The organism is Xanthomarina spongicola, assembly GCF_003148645.1.
Lineage (GTDB): Bacteria > Bacteroidota > Bacteroidia > Flavobacteriales > Flavobacteriaceae > Xanthomarina > Xanthomarina spongicola.
In genome coordinates this window covers 31,148-50,575 of record NZ_QGGP01000003.1, presented here as the reverse complement: position 1 = coordinate 50,575, position 19,428 = coordinate 31,148, and the positions used below count along the sequence as shown (strand labels likewise).

At 31.9% G+C, this 19,428-nt stretch carries 24 protein-coding genes; 12 read left to right on the top strand and 12 right to left on the bottom strand.

Going from position 1 to position 19,428, the window contains the following annotated elements; all coding sequences use genetic code 11:
- Nucleotides 1-53 precede the first annotated feature (53 nt).
- Nucleotides 54-449, bottom strand: coding sequence for a DUF423 domain-containing protein (locus LX78_RS07110; RefSeq protein WP_109681978.1), 396 nt, complete (start codon nucleotides 447-449; stop codon nucleotides 54-56).
- A 79-nt stretch (nucleotides 450-528) separates the two neighbouring features.
- Between LX78_RS07110 and LX78_RS07105 the strand changes: the two genes are divergently transcribed.
- Nucleotides 529-1,893, top strand: coding sequence for a saccharopine dehydrogenase family protein (locus LX78_RS07105; protein ID WP_109681977.1), 1,365 nt, complete (start codon nucleotides 529-531; stop codon nucleotides 1,891-1,893).
- Nucleotides 1,894-1,902: 9 nt separating this feature from the next.
- The gene (locus tag LX78_RS07100) at nucleotides 1,903-2,373 is read left to right on the top strand and encodes an Lrp/AsnC ligand binding domain-containing protein (RefSeq protein WP_109681976.1); all 471 of its coding nucleotides are present in this window, start codon (nucleotides 1,903-1,905) and stop codon (nucleotides 2,371-2,373) included.
- 54 nt (nucleotides 2,374-2,427) lie between these two features.
- Here the strand turns inward: LX78_RS07100 and LX78_RS07095 are convergent, their stop codons facing one another.
- Both LX78_RS07095 and LX78_RS07090 read right to left on the bottom strand, forming a co-directional pair.
- Nucleotides 2,428-3,126, bottom strand: coding sequence for a zinc metallopeptidase (locus LX78_RS07095; RefSeq protein WP_109681975.1), 699 nt, complete (start codon nucleotides 3,124-3,126; stop codon nucleotides 2,428-2,430).
- 160 nt (nucleotides 3,127-3,286) lie between these two features.
- Entirely contained in the window at nucleotides 3,287-3,811 is a 525-nt protein-coding gene (locus tag LX78_RS07090) for a hypothetical protein (RefSeq protein WP_109681974.1), read from the bottom strand.
- A gap of 190 nt (nucleotides 3,812-4,001) precedes the next feature.
- Between LX78_RS07090 and LX78_RS07085 the strand changes: the two genes are divergently transcribed.
- Nucleotides 4,002-4,292, top strand: coding sequence for a GIY-YIG nuclease family protein (locus LX78_RS07085; protein ID WP_109681973.1), 291 nt, complete (start codon nucleotides 4,002-4,004; stop codon nucleotides 4,290-4,292).
- 226 nt (nucleotides 4,293-4,518) lie between these two features.
- Here the strand turns inward: LX78_RS07085 and leuS are convergent, their stop codons facing one another.
- Entirely contained in the window at nucleotides 4,519-7,365 is a 2,847-nt protein-coding gene (gene leuS / locus LX78_RS07080; protein ID WP_109681972.1) for a leucine--tRNA ligase, read from the bottom strand.
- Nucleotides 7,366-7,603: 238 nt separating this feature from the next.
- On the opposite strand from leuS, the gene LX78_RS07075 reads away from it, so the two are divergent.
- The 5 genes from LX78_RS07075 to LX78_RS07055 all read left to right on the top strand — a co-directional run bounded on the left by LX78_RS07075 (nucleotide 7,604) and on the right by LX78_RS07055 (nucleotide 11,156).
- Nucleotides 7,604-8,482, top strand: coding sequence for a cell division protein FtsX (locus LX78_RS07075; RefSeq protein WP_109681971.1), 879 nt, complete (start codon nucleotides 7,604-7,606; stop codon nucleotides 8,480-8,482).
- A 70-nt stretch (nucleotides 8,483-8,552) separates the two neighbouring features.
- Complete coding sequence (locus LX78_RS07070; RefSeq protein WP_109681970.1) at nucleotides 8,553-8,822, top strand: DUF3098 domain-containing protein; 270 nt, start codon at nucleotides 8,553-8,555, stop codon at nucleotides 8,820-8,822.
- 58 nt (nucleotides 8,823-8,880) lie between these two features.
- Complete coding sequence (locus LX78_RS07065) at nucleotides 8,881-9,675, top strand: undecaprenyl-diphosphate phosphatase (RefSeq protein ID WP_109681969.1); 795 nt, start codon at nucleotides 8,881-8,883, stop codon at nucleotides 9,673-9,675.
- Between the two features lies 1 nt (nucleotide 9,676).
- Nucleotides 9,677-10,372 carry a tRNA pseudouridine(55) synthase TruB gene (gene truB, locus LX78_RS07060; RefSeq protein WP_109681968.1) on the top strand — a complete coding sequence of 232 codons (696 nt, stop codon included), beginning with the start codon at nucleotides 9,677-9,679 and terminating at the stop codon, nucleotides 10,370-10,372.
- Nucleotides 10,373-10,430: 58 nt separating this feature from the next.
- Nucleotides 10,431-11,156: a hypothetical protein gene (locus LX78_RS07055; protein WP_245881496.1), complete on the top strand. Its 726-nt coding sequence runs from the start codon at nucleotides 10,431-10,433 to the stop codon at nucleotides 11,154-11,156.
- On the opposite strand, the gene LX78_RS07050 is transcribed toward LX78_RS07055, so the two are convergent.
- Nucleotides 11,153-11,755: a thioredoxin family protein gene (locus tag LX78_RS07050; protein ID WP_109681967.1), complete on the bottom strand. Its 603-nt coding sequence runs from the start codon at nucleotides 11,753-11,755 to the stop codon at nucleotides 11,153-11,155. The two genes, LX78_RS07055 and LX78_RS07050, sit on opposite strands and share 4 nt — an antisense overlap.
- A 109-nt stretch (nucleotides 11,756-11,864) precedes the next feature.
- Between LX78_RS07050 and LX78_RS07045 the strand changes: the two genes are divergently transcribed.
- Nucleotides 11,865-12,428, top strand: coding sequence for a DNA-3-methyladenine glycosylase I (locus tag LX78_RS07045; RefSeq protein WP_109681966.1), 564 nt, complete (start codon nucleotides 11,865-11,867; stop codon nucleotides 12,426-12,428).
- On the opposite strand, the gene ppk2 (LX78_RS07040) is transcribed toward LX78_RS07045, so the two are convergent.
- The 5 genes from ppk2 (LX78_RS07040) to LX78_RS07020 form a co-directional block, all read right to left on the bottom strand.
- Entirely contained in the window at nucleotides 12,425-13,249 is an 825-nt protein-coding gene (gene ppk2, locus LX78_RS07040; protein ID WP_109681965.1) for a polyphosphate kinase 2, read from the bottom strand. The two genes, LX78_RS07045 and ppk2 (LX78_RS07040), sit on opposite strands and share 4 nt — an antisense overlap.
- A gap of 3 nt (nucleotides 13,250-13,252) precedes the next feature.
- Nucleotides 13,253-14,104 carry a polyphosphate kinase 2 gene (gene ppk2 / locus LX78_RS07035; RefSeq protein WP_109681964.1) on the bottom strand — a complete coding sequence of 284 codons (852 nt, stop codon included), beginning with the start codon at nucleotides 14,102-14,104 and terminating at the stop codon, nucleotides 13,253-13,255.
- A gap of 58 nt (nucleotides 14,105-14,162) precedes the next feature.
- Complete coding sequence (aat, locus tag LX78_RS07030; protein WP_109681963.1) at nucleotides 14,163-14,792, bottom strand: leucyl/phenylalanyl-tRNA--protein transferase; 630 nt, start codon at nucleotides 14,790-14,792, stop codon at nucleotides 14,163-14,165.
- Nucleotides 14,793-14,878: 86 nt separating this feature from the next.
- Nucleotides 14,879-15,253 (bottom strand): DUF3127 domain-containing protein, encoded by a 375-nt coding sequence (locus LX78_RS07025; RefSeq protein ID WP_109681962.1) that lies wholly within the window; start codon nucleotides 15,251-15,253, stop codon nucleotides 14,879-14,881.
- Between the two features lie 53 nt (nucleotides 15,254-15,306).
- Complete coding sequence (locus LX78_RS07020; RefSeq protein ID WP_109681961.1) at nucleotides 15,307-16,176, bottom strand: flavin reductase family protein; 870 nt, start codon at nucleotides 16,174-16,176, stop codon at nucleotides 15,307-15,309.
- A 119-nt stretch (nucleotides 16,177-16,295) separates the two neighbouring features.
- Between LX78_RS07020 and LX78_RS07015 the strand changes: the two genes are divergently transcribed.
- The gene (locus LX78_RS07015) at nucleotides 16,296-17,462 is read left to right on the top strand and encodes a sensor histidine kinase (protein WP_109681960.1); all 1,167 of its coding nucleotides are present in this window, start codon (nucleotides 16,296-16,298) and stop codon (nucleotides 17,460-17,462) included.
- Between the two features lie 3 nt (nucleotides 17,463-17,465).
- Nucleotides 17,466-17,816, top strand: a complete 351-nt coding sequence (locus LX78_RS07010) for a hypothetical protein (RefSeq protein WP_109681959.1) — start codon at nucleotides 17,466-17,468, stop codon at nucleotides 17,814-17,816.
- Here the strand turns inward: LX78_RS07010 and LX78_RS07005 are convergent.
- Entirely contained in the window at nucleotides 17,811-18,200 is a 390-nt protein-coding gene (locus LX78_RS07005) for an HIT family protein (RefSeq protein ID WP_109681958.1), read from the bottom strand. The two genes, LX78_RS07010 and LX78_RS07005, sit on opposite strands and share 6 nt — an antisense overlap.
- 97 nt (nucleotides 18,201-18,297) lie before the next feature.
- On the bottom strand, nucleotides 18,298-18,771 hold the full coding sequence (gene greA / locus LX78_RS07000) for a transcription elongation factor GreA (RefSeq protein ID WP_109681957.1): 474 nt from the start codon (nucleotides 18,769-18,771) through the stop codon (nucleotides 18,298-18,300).
- 176 nt (nucleotides 18,772-18,947) lie between these two features.
- Here greA and LX78_RS06995 point away from each other — a divergent pair, with 176 nt between their 5' ends.
- Complete coding sequence (locus LX78_RS06995) at nucleotides 18,948-19,397, top strand: hypothetical protein (RefSeq protein ID WP_109681956.1); 450 nt, start codon at nucleotides 18,948-18,950, stop codon at nucleotides 19,395-19,397.
- Nucleotides 19,398-19,428 lie beyond the last annotated feature (31 nt).

Below are 19,428 nucleotides of genomic sequence, written 5' to 3'. Positions count from 1 at the left end.
TTGTGTTGTTTAATGTGCAAAATTAAAATTTTATTTTAAAGTAAGCACTTATTTTATGAATTATCAGTCTTCATTTTTAAAAAGTTTATTAACAATATTATCCATGACATTATTAATAACAAACCTCCTATAGGTGTAATAAATCCTATGTTTTTGAAATCAAAAGTTGTTATACTATTAGTTGCTAAGCCATAAATAGAGCCAGAAAAAAATAATAATCCTGTTATTACTAAAAAAAAGATGGCTTTTTTAGACTTTACACTAACTAATAATGAGTTACCTACAAATAACAATAAAATAGCATGATACATTTGGTATTTTACACCAGTTTCGAAAGTTCTTATAGCTTCCTCTGAAATTAATTCTTTTAATCCATGAGATGCAAAAGCTCCTAATACTATACTTAAGACTCCCAAAATTGATGCAGTAATTAGAATTTTTTTGTTCATATTAAATTATCCTTTGTGTTTTTAATGCACTTAGTATTTATTACATTCGTATTTACAAAAATACTCAACAATTTTCATTATGCGAAAGATTTTAGTAATTGGTGCAGGAAAATCTGCATCATATCTTATAAAATATTTATTAGACAAATCAGAACAAGAAGATTTACTAGTAATAGTTGGCGATGTCAACTTTACAAATGCAAAAAAACTTATAGGAAATCATGATAATGCACAAGCTATTATGCTTGATGTATTTGATAAAAAATCCAGACAAAACGCCATTCAAAATTCAGATATCGTAATATCTATGCTTCCAGCTAGATTTCATGTAGAAGTTGCTAAAGATTGCATCAGTTTTAATAAAAACATGATTACAGCTTCATATATAAGTGAAGATATGCAAAAACTTGATAAAGCTGCTACAGAAAAAGGCCTTGTATTTATGAACGAAATTGGTGTTGATCCAGGGATTGACCACATGAGTGCCATGCAAGTAATAGATAGAATTAGAGAAAAAGGTGGTGAAATTATTTTATTCGAATCTTTTACTGGTGGATTGGTTGCTCCTGAAAGTGATAATAATTTATGGAATTACAAGTTTACGTGGAATCCAAGAAATGTAGTAGTTGCAGGTCAAGGTGGAGCTGCAAAATTCTTGCAAGAAGGCACTTATAAATACATTCCTTATAATAGACTTTTTAGAAGAACCGAATTTTTAGATGTAGAAGGTTATGGCAGATTTGAAGGATATGCCAATAGAGATTCTTTAAAATATCAATCTGCATATGGCTTAAACAGTGCTAAAACACTTTATCGTGGAACCATGCGTCGAGTTGGTTTTTCTAGAGCATGGAATATGTTTGTACAGCTAGGAATGACAGACGATGAGTACACAATAGATGATAGCGAGAATATGAGCTATCGCGATTTTGTAAATGCATTTTTACCTTATAGTCCAACCGATTCTGTAGAGCTTAAATTTAGACATGCACTAAAAATTGATCAAGATGATATTGTTTGGGACAAGCTGTTAGAACTAGATCTTTTTAGTAATAAAAAAATGGTAGAATTAAAAAAAGCGACTCCTGCTCAAATTCTTCAGAAGATTTTAGAAGAAAGCTGGACTCTTAATGAAGATGAAAAAGACATGATAGTTATGTATCATAAATTTGGATACGAACTTAATGGTGAAAAGTTTCAGATTGATGCCACTATGGTTACTCTAGGCGAAGATAGAGTTTATACTGCCATGGCTAAAACAGTAGGTTTACCAGTTGCTATAGCAACATTAGCTATTTTAAATGAAAAAATAACGACTCCTGGAGTACAAATGCCTATTACAAAAGAAGTTTACGATCCTATTTTAAAAGAATTGGAAGAATATGGCATTACGTTTAAGGAAACAGAAGTTCCTTATTTAGGTTATAATCCTTTAAACTTATAATTATTTTTTTTGAAAGTTGTCAATCAAAATATTGAAATAGATGGTATCGATAAAGCTATTCTTCGTGCTTTAATGAAAGATGCCAGAACACCTATACTAGAAATTGCCAGACAGGTTGGTATTTCTGGCGCAGCTATTCATCAACGATTGAGAAAACTTGAAAAATCAGGCATTATTTCTGGTTCTAAATTTGTTATCAATCCCAAAGTCTTAGGTTATACAACCATGGCATTTATTGGCATTTATCTTGATAAAGCTATGAGTAATCCAGAAGCTGTAAAACAGCTTCAAAAAATACCTGAAGTCTTGGAATGCCATTATACCACAGGAAACTGGAGTATTTTTATTAAAATACTTTGTAAAGACAACGAGCATTTAATGCACTTATTAAATAAGGATATCCAATCTATTGAAGGGGTTTCGAGAACAGAAACCTTTATTTCATTAAATCAGCAAATAGATAGACAGATTAAAATTTAAAAAAACCGAACACTTAATAAAGAAGTGTTCGGTTTTAAAATATGTGTTTTAATATTAGTCTCTACTTCCACCAAAAACTTGCAAAGCCCAATACATTAAAGACGCTAATGCTCCAATTGCTGCTACTAAGTAGGTTCTAGCTGCCCATTTTAGCGCATCTTCAGAACCTTTATATTCTTCAGGTGTCACCATATTTTTTGCTTTTAACCAAGCTAAGGCTCTATTACTTGCATCGTATTCTACAGGAAGTGTAATAAAGCTAAATATGGTTGCTAAGCCCATAAAAATAACACCAGCAACTGCTACATACCAACCTAAACCTATTCCTGCTGCTCCACCTAACACCAAGCCTCCAATTATTAACCATTGAGACATACCAGAAGTTACACTTACCATTGGCACTAAAGCAGAACGCATTTGTAACCATTGGTATGCTTGTGCGTGTTGTACAGCATGACCACACTCATGAGCTGCTACTGCTGCAGAAGCTGCATTTTTTTGATTATAAACAGATTCACTTAAGTTAACTGTTTTGTTTTTAGGATTATAATGGTCTGTAAGTTGTCCAGGTGTTGAAATAACTTCAACATCGTAAATGCCATTATCTGCCAACATTTTTTCGGCAATTTCTTTCCCACTCATGCCATTTCTTAATTGCACTTTAGAGTAAAAAGCAAATTTCTTTTTTAGCTTATTGCTTACTAACCAACTTACAAGCCCAATGGCTCCAATTAATATATAATATCCAATCATTTTTATTTAATTTATTAATGTAAAATTACATGATATATTGCAAATAATAAGCCAAATTTTCGTTAAGAAATTTTGTCATAACTTATCTGACATAACATCTTAAATCTTAAAGTCATTGACATAGATTGACACGTTGTTTCACTCCTTGCAATAACATAATTTATTGTTTTATTAAGCGCGCTTTCTGGACTGCAAAAATAGGATAAGAAATAACCTCGGTTGCATCTTCTCCTTTGGTTCCAGTAATTACTTTTTGTGTTCTATTGGTAACTGTAATTTCAAAATCCATGGCATCTTTATAGAAACGCTCTGTAGTTGTTAAGATGTTGTCTTGCACTTCAAACATGCTATAAATGGTATTGTCTATAAGTTTTGCATCTAATAAAATGCCATTGTTTTCGTCAACAATATAGTTGCCTTTTGAAGCATCTTTTTCAATAAGATTGTATTTACGTTCTTGACGTTCTCCATTCATAATATAAACCAACATGTATTGATATTTACCAATAGAATCTGTTTTATTTAAATGAAACTCCATTTGAATGGTTTGTCTGCCACGAGCATTTACAATTTGTAAATCGCCTTTATAGATACCATAAAAATCCTGTGGGAATTGCAAGGAATCGGTTTGGGCTTTTGTTGAAAAGCTTGCAACAAGAAACATGAATAACCAGAGAGATTTCATAATATCAGTTTAGCCTCTAAAATACGAAATATTATGTTTTGGATGTTCTCGATACTATTTTCAGTTTTTAAAACTGAAAATCACTCGAACTGACGTAAAGCTTTTTTTATATATCAGTCTACATCACTTCGAGTGATTTTGTAGAACATAGTGAAACAAAATTGTATCGAGAAGTTCATTATATTTAAATATGAAATTATCTTATGTTTACATCTTAAAGTGTTCTGATGGGTCATACTACACAGGAGTGACTTCTAATTTAGAAAAAAGACTTCTTGAGCATCAATCTGGAAAACACAAAGATAGTTACACAAACAATCGAAAACCAGTTGAGTTGGTTTTCTATGCCGATTTCACAGATATTAGATTAGCAATCCAAAGTGAAAAACAAATCAAAAAATGGTCTCGTGCAAAAAAGGAAGCTTTAATTAATGGTGAATTCGAAAAACTGCAAAATTTGGCTAAAAAGAAATTTAAGTAGATTTTAAATGTTCTCGATATAATTTTCAGTTAAAAAACTAAAAATCACTCGAACTGACACAGAACGATTTTGATATTAGGTTGGGTTCTTTATTTGCCTAAGTGTTCTCGATACATTTATTTTTTGCTATCGCTACAAAAATAAACACTCGAACTGACGTGTGATTTTAGCTTCGTCACTTCGAGTGATTTTGCAGAACATAGTGAAACAAAATAGTATCGAGAAGTTACCCTACAATATTCACAATCTTTCCAGGTACAACAATTACTTTTTTAGGTTCGCGACCTTGTAATTGTTCTTTAGTTTTTTCGTGAGCCATGACAGCTGCTTCTATATCTTCTTTGCTCATATCCATTGGTAATTCTAAAGTAAAACGCATTTTACCATTGAAAGAAATTGGATAATTTTTAGAACTTTCCACTAAATGACTCTCATCAAATTTTGGAAAAGGAGCTGTTGAAATAGATTTGTTATGACCTAACTGACTGTATAATTCTTCAGCAATATGTGGTGCATAAGGTGACAATAAAACCAATAGTGGCTCTAAAACTTGTTTGCTTGTACATTTTTGAGTTGTTAACTCATTAACGGCAATCATAAAGGTAGAGACTGATGTATTGAAAGAGAAATTCTCAATATCTTCTTCTACTTTTTTAATGGTTTTATGAAGGGTTTTCAGGTTGTCTTTTGTTGGTTCTGAGTCATCTACATTTAGTCCATTTTCCCCAACATACAGTTTCCATAATTTTTTAAGGAAACCATGAACACCTGTAATTCCTGCAGTATTCCAAGGTTTGTATTGTTCTAAAGGTCCAAGAAACATTTCATAAAGACGTAAACTGTCTGCACCATATTGCTCACAAATAGCATCTGGATTGACCACATTGTATTTGGATTTGGACATTTTTTCAACATCTCGACCTACTTTATAGACGCCATCTTCTAAGATGAATTCTGCATCTTTAAAATCTTCTCCAAATTCACCATCATTTTTTAAACCTTCAATATCTAACTCATCTGAAGCATTCACGTATTGTACTTTTACGTGAATTGGGTGAACATTTATATCAGCAATCAATCCTTTCGATAAATACTTATTTGTACCATCTTCTCTATAAACAAAAGCACTCGTCCCCAAAATCATCCCTTGGTTAATCAGCTTTTTGAAAGGTTCCTCCACACCAACAAAACCTCTATCTTTCATAAACTTCACCCAAAAACGTGAGTATAATAAATGTCCAGTGGCATGTTCGCTTCCTCCAATATATAAATCGACATTTTCCCAGTATTTAAGCGCATCTTCACTTGCAAATTCTTGGTCGTTATGTGCATCCATGTATCTAAAGAAATACCAAGAACTTCCAGCCCAACCAGGCATAGTGTTTAGTTCTAAAGGAAACACCGTTGTGTTATTTATCTTATTGTTTGCAACTACAGAATTGGTTTCTGTACACCAAGCCCAAACATCTGCTCGACCTAAAGGTGGCTCGCCAGTTTCGGTTGGTAAATATTTTTCTACTTCTGGCAAACGGATTGGTAAATGCGCTTTATCAATCATCTGTGGCATGCCATTTACGTAATAGACCGGAAATGGTTCTCCCCAATATCTTTGTCTAGAAAACACAGCATCACGTAATCTGTAATTGGTTTTTCCTTCGCCTTGACCTAATTGCTCTAATTCGAAAATAGCTCGTTTGGTCGCTTTTTTGTAGTTCATCCCGTTTAGGAAATCACTATTAGCAATTATGGTATTGTCTTTATCAGCATAAGCTTCTTCAGAAATATCAATGCCTTCAAAAATATTAGGAATTGGAATATTAAAATGTTTTGCAAAATCGTAATCACGTTGATCACCACAAGGAACAGACATGACAGCTCCTGTTCCATAACCAGCTAACACATAATCTCCAACCCAAATTGGAATAAGCCTTTTGCTAAACGGATGTTCTGCATAAGCACCTGTAAACACACCAGAAATGGTTTTTACATCTGCCATTCTATCGCGTTCACTACGTTTCGCAGTAGCTTGAATGTATGCTTCAACTTCTGCTTTTTGTTCTGGTGTTGTGATTTGTGAAACTAATTCATGTTCTGGAGCAAGCGTCATAAAACTCACTCCAAAAATGGTGTCAGGACGTGTTGTAAATACATCTATTTTATGAGACCCTTCGTCTGCGCTCAGTGTGACATTTGGAAGTACATTAAAAGTAACAGATGCTCCAACCGATTTCCCAATCCAGTTACGCTGACTTTCTTTTAATGAATCTGTCCAATCAATAGTGTCAAGTCCTTGCAACAATCTTTCTGCATAAGCAGAAATTCGCATAGACCATTGTGTCATTTTTTTTCGAACAACAGGATGACCACCACGTTCTGAAACGCCATTTACTATTTCATCATTCGCCAAAACAGTGCCTAGAGCAGGACACCAGTTGACCTCAGTTTCAGCTAAATACGTTAATCTATATTTTAATAAGACCACTAATTTCTTATCTGAAGAAAAACTGTTCCATTCTTTAGCAGTAAAATATTCAACATCATCATCACAAGCTGCATTTACTCCAGCATTTCCTTCTTCTGAAAATAACTTTTCTAATTCGGAAATTGAAAATGCACATTGATGCGTTTTACAGTACCAAGATTCAAATAATTGAATAAAAATCCACTGTGTCCATTTGTAATAACTTGGGTCACTTGTGCGTACTTCGCGAGACCAATCGAATGAAAAACCAATTTGGTCTAATTGACGTCTGTATGTTTTTATATTTTCTTCAGTAGTTAAAGCTGGATGCTGACCTGTTTGAATGGCATACTGTTCAGCAGGTAATCCAAAACTATCATAACCCTGAGGATGCAACACATTAAAGCCTTTATGGCGTTTGTAACGCGCATAAATATCACTTGCAATATAACCTAGAGGATGTCCAACATGCAATCCTGCACCACTTGGGTAAGGAAACATATCTAGTACATAATACTTTGGCTTATCGCTTTGGTTTGTGGCTTGAAACGTTTTGTTCTCAGCCCAATATTTTTGCCATTTGGCTTCTATCTCGTTAAAATGATATTGCATTTATTTAGTCTTTTTCCCTTTTTCACCTTTCGACTGTGCTCAAAGAGACAACAAATCAAAAACAAAAAAGTAACTTAAATTAATATTTAGAAAAACGCACTAATTACTTTTCGCTAATGCCTTTTCCCTTATTTAATGCGCAAATTTAAACTTATTATAAGAATATTGAAAGTTTAAACGTTGTAAACCACAACAGAACAGAATTCTTTTATATTTTTACATCATTAACATAACATTTATGAGTTCATCTTTTGATAAGTACCAAAAACGCAGATTAATATCTTCATATTTTTCGGTGGTTTTAAGTATTGCTTTAGTTTTATTCTTATTAGGCCTTTTGGGCTTATTGGTTTTGAATGCTAAGAAAGTTTCCGATCATTTTAAAGAACAGGTAGTAGTTACTATTTATTTAAAAGAAGCTGCCAAAGATGTGGAGATTAAGCAACTTGAAAAAAGTCTGGCTATGTCTGATTATGTGAAATCGACAGAATATGTTTCTAAAGAGCAAGCTGCAGAATCTATGAAAGCTGAAAATGGTGAAGATTTTATGGAGTTTTTAGGATATAATCCGTTACAGAATTCTATCGATGTACATTTGAAAGCAGATTTTGTAACCTCTGAACATCTTGAAACTATAAAGGATGAAGCACTTTCTAAAAACTTTGTAGATGAAGTACGTTATGACAATGACCTAGTAACTTTAATGAATAATAATGTAAAGAAAATAAGTTTTTGGGTTTTGGTAATTAGTGGCATTTTTACTGTAATTGCTGTATTATTAATTAACAGTTCGATTAGATTATCTGTTTACTCAAAACGATTTACTATAAAGACTATGCAAATGGTTGGTGCAACTAAACATTTTATTAGAAAGCCTTTTGTTTGGAAAAGTGTTCGTCTAGGAATTGTTGGTGCTTTTGTTGCTTTAATTGGAATGGCTGTTGTTTTGTATTATTTAAACCAAACATTCCCTGAACTTAATTTGTTACAAAGCCCTATATTAATTGCTGCATTATTCTCGACTATTTTTGTTTTAGGAATTGTTATTACTTGGATTAGTACGTTTATAGCGACACAACGATTCTTAAACCTGAAAACAGATCAGTTGTATTATTAGATAATTTATAACCTCTTTAACGTTCTTTTTTAAATAAATCCGTTAATTTGTATCATTATTTTAAAAAATTATGGGAGAACAAAAACGTAAGGAGCAATCTAAAGATATTTTTATCTTCGGGAAGAAAAACTATAAATTCATGCTTATTGGACTAGCATTTATAGCTGTTGGTTTTGCATTAATGTCTGGTGGTGGAAGCGATGATCCGAATGTTTTTAATCCAGAAATTTTTAGTTTCAGACGTATTAGATTGGCTCCAACATTAGTACTTATTGGTTTCGGAATTCAGGTATATGCCATTTTATTAAATCCTAATAAAAAATCAAAGTCAGAAAAATAAATTATTAATGACTATTTACATTTCCCTTTTGGTAATTCAATTTTGATATTTTTGCCCTATGGATATTTTTGATTCTATTATATTAGGTATTATTCAAGGTCTAACCGAATTCCTTCCAGTATCTTCCAGTGGGCATTTAGAAATAGGGAAAGCCATCTTAGGAGATAAATCAATTCCTAAAGAAAGTTTATTATTTACAGTTGTGCTTCATTTTGCTACAGCCTTAAGTACCATGGTCATTTTTAGAAAAGACATCTGGTTATTATTAAAAGGAATCTTAAAATTTGAATGGAATGAGGATTTGCAATTTGTTTCAAAAATTGCCTTTTCTATGATTCCAGCTATTATAGTTGGATTGTTCTTTGAAAAAGAATTAGAGCAATTATTTAATGGCAATATCATGTTAGTAGGTTTTATGCTTCTTGTGACTGCTATTTTATTATTCTTTGCAGATAAAGCCAAGAACACCTATAAAAAAGTAAGCTTTGGGAATGCACTTATCATTGGTATTTCTCAAGCTATTGCAATGCTTCCAGGCATTTCAAGATCTGGTGCAACCATTTCAACCTCTGTTTTATTAGGTAACGACAAAACTCGAGCAGCACGTTTTTCTTTTTTAATGGTAGTGCCATTAATTTTCGGGAAAATTGCTAAAGATATTTTAAGTGGCGATTTAACTTACGATAGTTCTAATTTCATGTCTTTAAGTATGGGATTTTTTGCTGCCTTTATAGCAGGACTATTTGCTTGTACCTGGATGATTAGTTTAGTTAAGAAAAGTAAACTTACCTATTTTGCAATTTACTGTGTTATTGTTGGATTGATAGCTATTATATACGCATCCTTAAACTAATATGAAAACTGCTGATTATTATCTTTCCGGACAGGTTTTATTAATAGACAAACCATTACATTGGACTTCGTTTCAAGTTGTAAATAAACTACGTTGGGAAATACGCCATGCTTATAACATTAAAAAAATAAAAGTAGGTCATGCTGGAACATTAGACCCTTTAGCTACTGGCTTATTAATTATTTGCACAGGAAAAATGACCAAGCAAATAGATACTTTTCAAGGTCAAATAAAAGAATATACTGGAACTCTTGTTTTAGGAAGCACAACACCTTCATTCGATTTAGAGACTGAAATAAACGAAACCTTTCCTACGGACCATATTACTGAAAAAGCAATCCACGAGGCTACCAAACAATTTATTGGTGAAATCAATCAATATCCTCCTGTTTTTTCAGCTATAAAAAAAGACGGAAAACGTTTGTACGAATTTGCAAGAGCTGGAGAAGATGTAGAAATAAAATCAAGGAAAATTACCATTTCAGAATTTGAAATTACAAGTATTGAAGCTAATAACATCCACTTTAGAGTCCTTTGCAGTAAAGGCACTTACATACGTTCTTTAGCTAACGATTTTGGAAAAGCGTTAAATACTGGCTCACATTTATCTGCTTTAAGACGAACTAAAATTGGCGATTTTCATGTTAAAAATGCATTGACTCCTGAAGCCTTTATAGAAAGCTTAACAACTAAATAGTGCTATTTTCCGTATATTAGACTAAAGCCTAAAAAGGATTTTACCCAACAACACACATTTGAATTTATCAAACAAACATAAATCGCTTTTAATTACGCTCCTGTTTTCAGGGACTATAGTACTTGCATTGTTCAATTTTCATATTAGAAAACAAAATGAATTGATTGCAGAAAGTTACTACGAATTAGAACCCGAAGAACCAAAAACACCTGAAGAACTTGAAGCTGAAAAAATAGCTGAAGCTGAAGAAAGACAAGCTTCCAAAACCAATAAAGCTTACAACGAAACTCAAGAATACAAACAGTTTGCACAAGCATATCAGCCAATTGCTCCTCCAAAAGATTATGTACCAAAACCTTCTGAAAACTCAGAGGAAAGTGACCATACAGAATCTGGTGATACAAATGCCTCTTCAGAAATAGACGAAGATGTACTTTCTTCTTACAGTAGCGTAAACAATGTTTTAAATAAACGCAAACCAAGTAATAATGCTCAGTCTGTCAATAAAAAAAGTAGTATGCACTATTCTTTAGTTAACAGAACGCATGAGTTTTTACCAACTCCCATTTATTTATGCGAAGAAGGTGGTAAAATAGTTATTAATATTACTGTAAATGCTGCTGGAATAGTTACAGATAGTTATGTAAATTCCTCTTCAACTTCAGATAATGATTGTTTAAAAGATCATGCTTTGGCTTATGCAAAAGATGCTCGATTTAATAAAGACATATCTAAGTCTAAACAACTAGGCACTATTACTTTTTATTTTGAAGGAAAAAACTAAACAGGAATAGAAAGCAGATTCATTAAATCGCTTATCACACTTTGCCCTTTGTCTTTGTTATACCATTGTTGTAACTGCTCCTTAATCTCAGGAGTTATTTCGCCATGTTTTGCCTTATAATCTACAACCAATTTAGTCGCTTCTGCTGGTCTTGGACCAAAAGTAGTAATTACATTATTTGTAGCTTCTTCTATAATAATTAATTTAGGAATAGCTTTTCCTCCATTGGTTAAAAACAAATTCATTAATGCTTCATTTTCATCACGAAGAACCACTTTAAAATTGATGTTTTTATTTAATTCAGCTAATTTATTAAACACAGGAACTACATGAGCTGCATCTCCACACCAGCTTTCTGTAATAACCAACCAAGTTTGTTTGGTATTTAAATTAGCCAACTCTTCCTTTATACTATCTGAAACTTTAACGGTCTTATCCCAACGTTTCATACGTTGATCGTTCAACTTGGTATAATTTACCATGTCTTCGCTTTTATCGTTTCCAGTTGTTGAATTATTTTCCACTAATTGAGACATTAATTCTCTATATGCTTGATAAGACATGCTCTTATCTATACTTTCTGTGATTATATGTTTCATACTTTTTATTTTAACCTTGGCAAAAATAAGGTGTTAATCTTTCTTGAATTATGATTTTTATCATATCTATGTCTATCTTTATTACGAAAACTTACAAAGACTATTTTCTATGGAAAAGCATAAATGTGGCTGGTGTGTTGGAGACCCTTTATATGAAGCTTATCATGATGAAGAATGGGGAGTTCCAGTTAAAGATGACAAAACTCTGTTTGAATTTTTAATTCTTGAAACTTTTCAAGCTGGTTTAAGTTGGATTACCATTTTACGAAAACGTGAAAATTTTAGAAAAGCTTTTGATAATTTCGATTACAAAAAAATTGCTAATTATAAACAAGACAAAATTGACAGTTTGTTGTTAGATGCTGGTATTATTAGAAACAAACTTAAAGTAAACTCTGCTGTTACAAATGCCAAATTATTTATGGAAATTCAAGAAGAATTTGGAAGTTTTAGCAATTACATTTGGAGGTTTGTAGATGGCAAACCCATAAAAAGCAAATATAAAAACTATAAAGATGCTCCACCAACTACTAAGGAATCGGACGCATTGAGCAAAGACTTAAAAAAACGAGGTTTTAAGTTTGTAGGCTCAACTGTTATGTATGCACACATGCAAGCCACAGGAATGGTAAACGACCATGAAATTGGATGTTTTAGGTACCATGAAGTTTAATCCATAATTTTTTCCTCTACCTCAACATGCTCTATTATCTTTTCGTTTTTAGGATTATAGGGAATAATATTCAAGATGTGCTCAATAGTTTCAACTCTTGCTTTTGTTTTTCTATTGGCTCTTATAACAATCCAAGGAGCTATTTCAGTGCTTGTTTCAGCAAACATTTTATCTTTATAAGACGTGTAATCGTCCCATAGTTCTAATGCTTTTTGATCTACAGCACTATACTTCCATTTTTTTATTGGACTTGATTTAATGTCTTCAAACCGTTTTTCTTGTTCGTCTTTAGAAATTGAAAAATAAAATTTAATAAGTCGAATACCTGATTCTATTAACATGCGTTCAAATTGATTGACTTGATTCATGAAGATGTTATATTCTTCTTGAGTACAAAAACCATTTACAGGTTCTACAACAGCTCGATTATACCAGCTTCTATCGAAAAATACTATTTTACCTTCTCTTGGCAATCTCTTTATATAACGCTGAAAATACCATTGTCCTTTTTCTTCAACAGAAGGCTTAGGTAAAGCAACTACTTTAAATTCTCGAGGATTTAGATGTTCTGTTGTTCTTCTAATAGCTCCACCTTTTCCTGCTGCATCTCTTCCTTCAAAAATAATGACTACTTTCTCGTTATTATCTGTTACCCAATGTTGCAACTTTATTAATTCTTCTTGTAAATCTTTTAAACGAGATTCATAATTCAACGTTTTTAAAACTTTAGAAATTGTTATTGGCTCTTCGGATAAAAATTGTTTGAGACCTTTTTTAGAATTTAACTTTTTTAAATCTTTTGGTGTTAATTTATGTGCCATAATTTATGAATCAATTTGCTTTACTAATCTATGATAACGTTGAACTACATTAGGGTCTGGGAATAAGGTAGTTCCAGAATTTCCTTTATTTTTATAATTGAACTTAGAAAGCACATAACGCATACTTTCTAGTCTTGCCTCTCTTTTTACATTTGTTTTTATAATAATCCAAGGACTAAATGTAGTATGTGTTTTACTAAACATTTGTTCTTTATAAAAAGTATAATTATCCCAACGTTTTTGACCCTCTTGATCTACTGGACTAAATTTCCACCTTTTTAGTGGGTTTGCTAATCTAGAATTGAATCTTGCTACTTGTTCATCTTTAGAGATTGAAAACCAAAATTTAATAAGGTCTACACCATCTTCGTATAACATGTGTTCAAATTCCGTTACTTGAGCCATAAATTTATTATACTCTTCTTCATTACAAAATCTCATAACTGGCTCTACAACAGCTCGATTATACCAACTTCTATCAAAAAAAACTATCTCACCTGGATTTGGCAATTCTTTGATATAACGTCTAAAATACCATTGTCCTTTTTCTACTTCTGTTGGTTTTGCTAAGGCTACAACTCTCATAGAACGTGGATTTAAATGTTCTATAAATCGTCTAATAGCACTTCCTTTTCCAGCAGCATCTCTACCTTCAAAAATAATGGCTACACGTTTCTTGTGTTTAGCAACCCATTGTTGCAAATCAACTAATTCTCCTTGAAGCTTTATAAGCTCTTTTTCATACTCTACACTATACAAAATATCATCAATACGTTCTTGTGGCTCTTTAGCTTTTAGAACTTCTAAAAACTCATCCTTGTTTTTGCATTTCCTAAAGTCTCTTAATGTTAACATGCTTTTTGTTTTAATATTCTAATATCCGATTTTTAAACCATTTAAAATATGATTTATGTTAGTCTAAAAAAAATAGAAATTCTTTTCTAGGAATATCTTCTGCTCCCAAACTTGCTAAATGGTTGGTGTAAATCTGGCAGTCAATTAATTTATAATTACTGTTTTGAATAAACGTAATAAAGCCAGCTTTGCTAGCATTGCTTACTTTAGTAAACATACTTTCTCCACAAAACACTCCATTGTTTAAATCGACACCATAGAATCCAGCGACAAGAATGTCTTTTTGCCAAACCTCAACAGATTTTGCTAAACCTTTTTCGTGCAATTTAACATAAGCATCAATCATATTATTGGTAATCCAAGTGCCACGTTGACCTTCTCTTTTAGTTTTGGCGCATTGGTTTATTACTGCCTTAAAATTTTGGTTTATAGTTACTGTAAAATCTTTGTTTCTCAGAATTTGTTTCATGCTTTTTGATACTTTTAATTTCTCCGGAAAAAGCACAAATCTTGGGTCTGGAGACCACCACAAAATGGGCTGCTCTTTTTCAAACCAAGGAAAAATACCACTTTTATAAGCTAATACTAATCGCTCTACAGAAAGGTCGCCACCTACAGCTAATAATCCTTCTGGATCTGCTTGATTGACATCTGGAAAGATAATTTTTGGTGTTAGATATGATATCATATTTGAGTGGTATAAAAAAACCTCAACGTTTTCACATTGAGGTTAAATATATAAGATTTTACATTCTTAGGAATGCTAACAACTACTTAAAACGGTAAATCGTCGTGATCTTCTTCGTTTAATCCATTTGCTGGCTCAAATGCCTCGGCTGGAGGCATTGGAGGCATATCTCCAGAAGCTTCTTGTTGTACTGCTTCAATTCTCCATCCTTGAATCGAGTTAAAATATTTAACTTCACCTTGTGGATTAGTCCACTCTCTTCCTCGTAAATTAATACTAATTTTTACTTGTTGACCTACTTGAAAATTGTTTAATAAATCTGTTTTATCTTGAACAAACTCAATCATTATATGTTGTGGGTATTGCTCTTCTGTTGTAACAACAACTTCTCTTTTTCTAAATCCATTAGTCCCAAAAGTTTGTGTTTCTCCAACCAATTTAATTCTTCCTTGTACTTCCATTTTTTAATCTAATTTAATTTTAAAATTTCCTGTTTAACAGGAATATAATTTATTTATGATAATAATATTTTCCAGGCGCTTTGTATATCGCCAAAACTTAAATAATTATGTGCTAATTTATGTTTCTCTCTATGTGAAGCCGTTGCTATATCAGGATAACGTTGACTAACAGTATTAATGAATTTTTTAACCTCTTCTTGATTAGGTAGCTCTTCAACATTTGCCAACATACCTAAATCGTTTCCTGTTAAAATCATACTATTTTTAACTTCATCAGGAAAACTATCTACTCCAATTCCCAAACTTGATAATGGCTTTGGAAGTTCAAAAAAACCACTTCGAGAGCGACTGTAATAATTTCCTCCAGCTCTTGCTACCAAGTCTAATTTTTCTTGATTTATTGAGCCTTCTTCATCTAAAATATCATCTTCCATATGGATTTTAACCACTTCGCAAATAACTAAATTTCCAGCTCCACCTTCTGTTCCTAACGCAACAATTTCGTTTACTTTACATTCCAATTGTATTGGAGATTCAGCAACTCTAAAAGGTTTTACAAGATCAGACTCTAACATGGTTAAACCTGCTTTATGAAACTCGTTAACACCTTCTGGATATTCTGTGCTGCTTAAAGAAGCTTGATGAACCATATCGTAATTAACAACATTAATAACCACTTCTTTTGTTGCTATTACGTTTTCTAGTGTATGTTTTGTTGTATTATTTCTAACACGACGTGCAGGCGAGAAAATAAGAATTGGTGGATTGGCACTAAACACGTTAAAAAAGCTAAAAGGAGATAAGTTTGGATTTCCGTCTTTATCTAAAGTACTAGCAAAAGCAATAGGTCTAGGCGCAACTGCACTTAACAAATAACCATGTAATTTTGCAACTGATAACTCTTTTGGTTCGTATGATGCCATTTATCTTTTTTAATTTTCACAAATGTAACTAATCTGTTATTGAACTAAAAATGATTTGTTTACTTGTAACACAATATTATTAACAGATTTACATTATATTTCAAAATAAAAAATATTTTATGCTTTTTTCTAAACACAGAAATCTAACCAGATGGATTATTGTTGTTGCATCGTTTGGTATTATTTCGCTTATTTTATGGAATACTTATGTGTTTTTTCAGAAATTTAAAATTGAAGAACAGTCTAAAATGGATATTTGGGCTGCTGCTCATCAAGAAATTAATTCTAATCCTCTAGACGAAAACGTAAACCCTCTTGTTGATAAAGTATTTACTTCTGAAATAACAAACCCTATGTTTGTTTATAACAATGGAAGCGTCTTGCTTTCCAATAATATAGATGAAAACAAAATTAATAATACATCTTATATAGATAAGTTAATCAATCTATACTCTCAAGAAAATAAACCCATTATTATTTCTTACGAGGATAATGAAACTAAGGAGACTGTAATATATGGAACACTATATTACGGGAATTCTGAAGTTTTAAACAAGCTTAAATATTACCCATTAGCATTACTTTTAATTATCATTTTATTTGGAGCTGTTGTTTATTTCTTTTACCGAAGTTCTAAAATTGCAACACAAAACAAACTATGGTCAGGAATGGCAAAGGAAACGGCTCACCAAATTGGAACACCATTATCTTCTTTAATTGGTTGGACTGAAATATTAAAATCTGAAAACATTAATCCAGAATACATTACAGAAATTGAAAAAGACATAACAAGATTACAAACTATTACAGAACGTTTCAGTAAAATTGGCTCGCTTCCTGCATTAGAAAAAGCAGATATAGTAAAAGAAACCATCGATTCCTACGACTATTTAAAAGCTAGAAGCTCGAAACTTATCGATTTTGAACTTATTACTCCAACTAATGAAATTTACGTTAATTTAAACAAACAATTATTTAGTTGGACTATTGAAAACTTAGTTAAAAATGCTATTGATGCCATGAAAGGAAAAGGGAAAATAATTATTGAAATTTCTCAACTTGAAAATAATGTAAATATAAATGTAAGCGATACTGGAAAAGGGCTTCCAAAGAAACAATTTCAAGCCATTTTTGAAACTGGTTATACCACTAAAAAAAGAGGTTGGGGATTAGGCCTTTCTTTAGCAAAAAGAATTATTGAAGAGTTTCATGGTGGTCAGATTAGGGTTTTACATTCAGAAATTGACAAAGGAACGACCATGCAAATTTCAATGAAAACAATTTAAATTATGGAAGAGAAATTTATTACCATTAAAGAAGTTGTTTTAAATAACAATTGTCCAGAATGCTATAATAACAGTGGTTTACATTTAACTTTTAAACAAAAATTTGTTGAAACTAAATTCTACAAATCTATTACAAAAGAAAACACACATCAATTAGAATGTCATAACTGTAATACAAGTATTTATCCTATAAGCTGGACAGAAGATATTGAACGTGTTTTTAATTATCACCAAAAAGCATTTACTCCTAAAAAACCTTCAACCAAGCTAAAAAAGTCTGCATGGTTTCTAATAATAGGTGTTTTAATTTTAATACTTGTATTGGTTGGCTTTATTGTTTTTCCTAACCTATAAATAAGATTTTATTGCCTTAACTGTGTTTTGAAATTCTTCTGGAGTCATGGACTCTTTATTAACAAAACGCGCATCTTCCATAGAATTTAAAGGAATTAAATGCACATGAACATGTGGCACCTCTAAACCAATAACCGAGATTCCAACACGTTTACAAGGAATTGCTTTTTCTATAGCAAGAGCCACTTTTCTTGAAAAAGACATTAAGTCTAAATAGGTTTTTTCGTCTAACTCAAAAATTTTATTGACCTCTTTTTTTGGGATACAAAGTGTATGCCCTTTAGCATTTGGATTAATATCTAAAAATGCTAAAAACTCATCTGTTTCAGCTATTTTGTAGGAAGGAATTTCACCTGAAATAATTTTAGAGAAAATTGAAGCCATAATTGTAAATTGATATACTTGTAAAGATAAAAAGATTCCTGTTTAGCAGGAATCTTTTTAGTAATATTTTAGGGATTACTGCTTTCGCAGTAATTTATTATCTAGAAATTTCTAATATATCGAATTTCATAACACCATTAGGCACCTGTATTTCGGCTACTTCTCCAACAGATTTTCCTAATAAACCTTTTCCAATTGGTGAGTTTACAGAGATTCTTCCTGAAGCTAAATCGGCCTCGCCATCTGCAACCAAAGTATAAACCATTTCCATACCATTGGTTTGGTTTTTTATTTTCACTTTAGATAGCACCAAAGCTTTAGAGGTATCTAATTGAGATTCATCAATAAGTCGAGCACCAGCAAGTTGACCCTCTAGTTTTGAAATGCGCATTTCTAGCATGCCTTGTGCTTCTTTTGCAGCATCGTATTCGGCATTTTCACTTAAATCGCCTTTATCTCTAGCTTCTGCTATGGCTTGAGATGCTTTTGGACGCTCAATATCTTTTAATTGTCTTAATTCTTCTCTTAATTTTTTTAAACCTTCTTCCGTGTAATAAGATACTTTACTCATAACTTCATCGTTTATATATTATAAATATCCCGAAACACATTCCAACATTCTAAGGAGAAATCGTTCGGGAATAACGCAAAAAATCTCGTATAAACGAGATAGCTATACAAATATACAAAATATTTAACTGTCTTTAGATTTTGTTGTAAATTGTAACCGAAAATTTAAAAGAAAAAATGAATCGCATTGTATCTATAATTTTATTAGTCATTTTAATTGTTTCCTGTAATAAGAACGACGATGATGGCAATACTAATAATCAATTTCTTCCAAACGTCACTTTCGATACTGGAACGTTAGTTAACACGAGCCTACCTCAATATAGCGATTTACAATTTGCTAATAATTTTGTTATTTTAAACAACAATTATGGGATTAATGGTGTTGTTTTATTTTATGCTGGAGGTGATAATTATAGTGCTTTTGAATTAAGCGATCCAAACCATGCTTTAAGTGGCTGTTCAACTTTATCTGTTGATGGTGTTATAGCTACTTGCGATTGTGAAGATGGAAATAGTTATGAGATTTTAAATGGAACTGGCCAAACTGGAACTACTGGAAATTATGCGTTAAAACGCTATTTTGTTGAGCCTGCTGGAAACATTATTCGAGTTTATAATAATTAAAATATACGTGATATAAAAGATATACAAAACC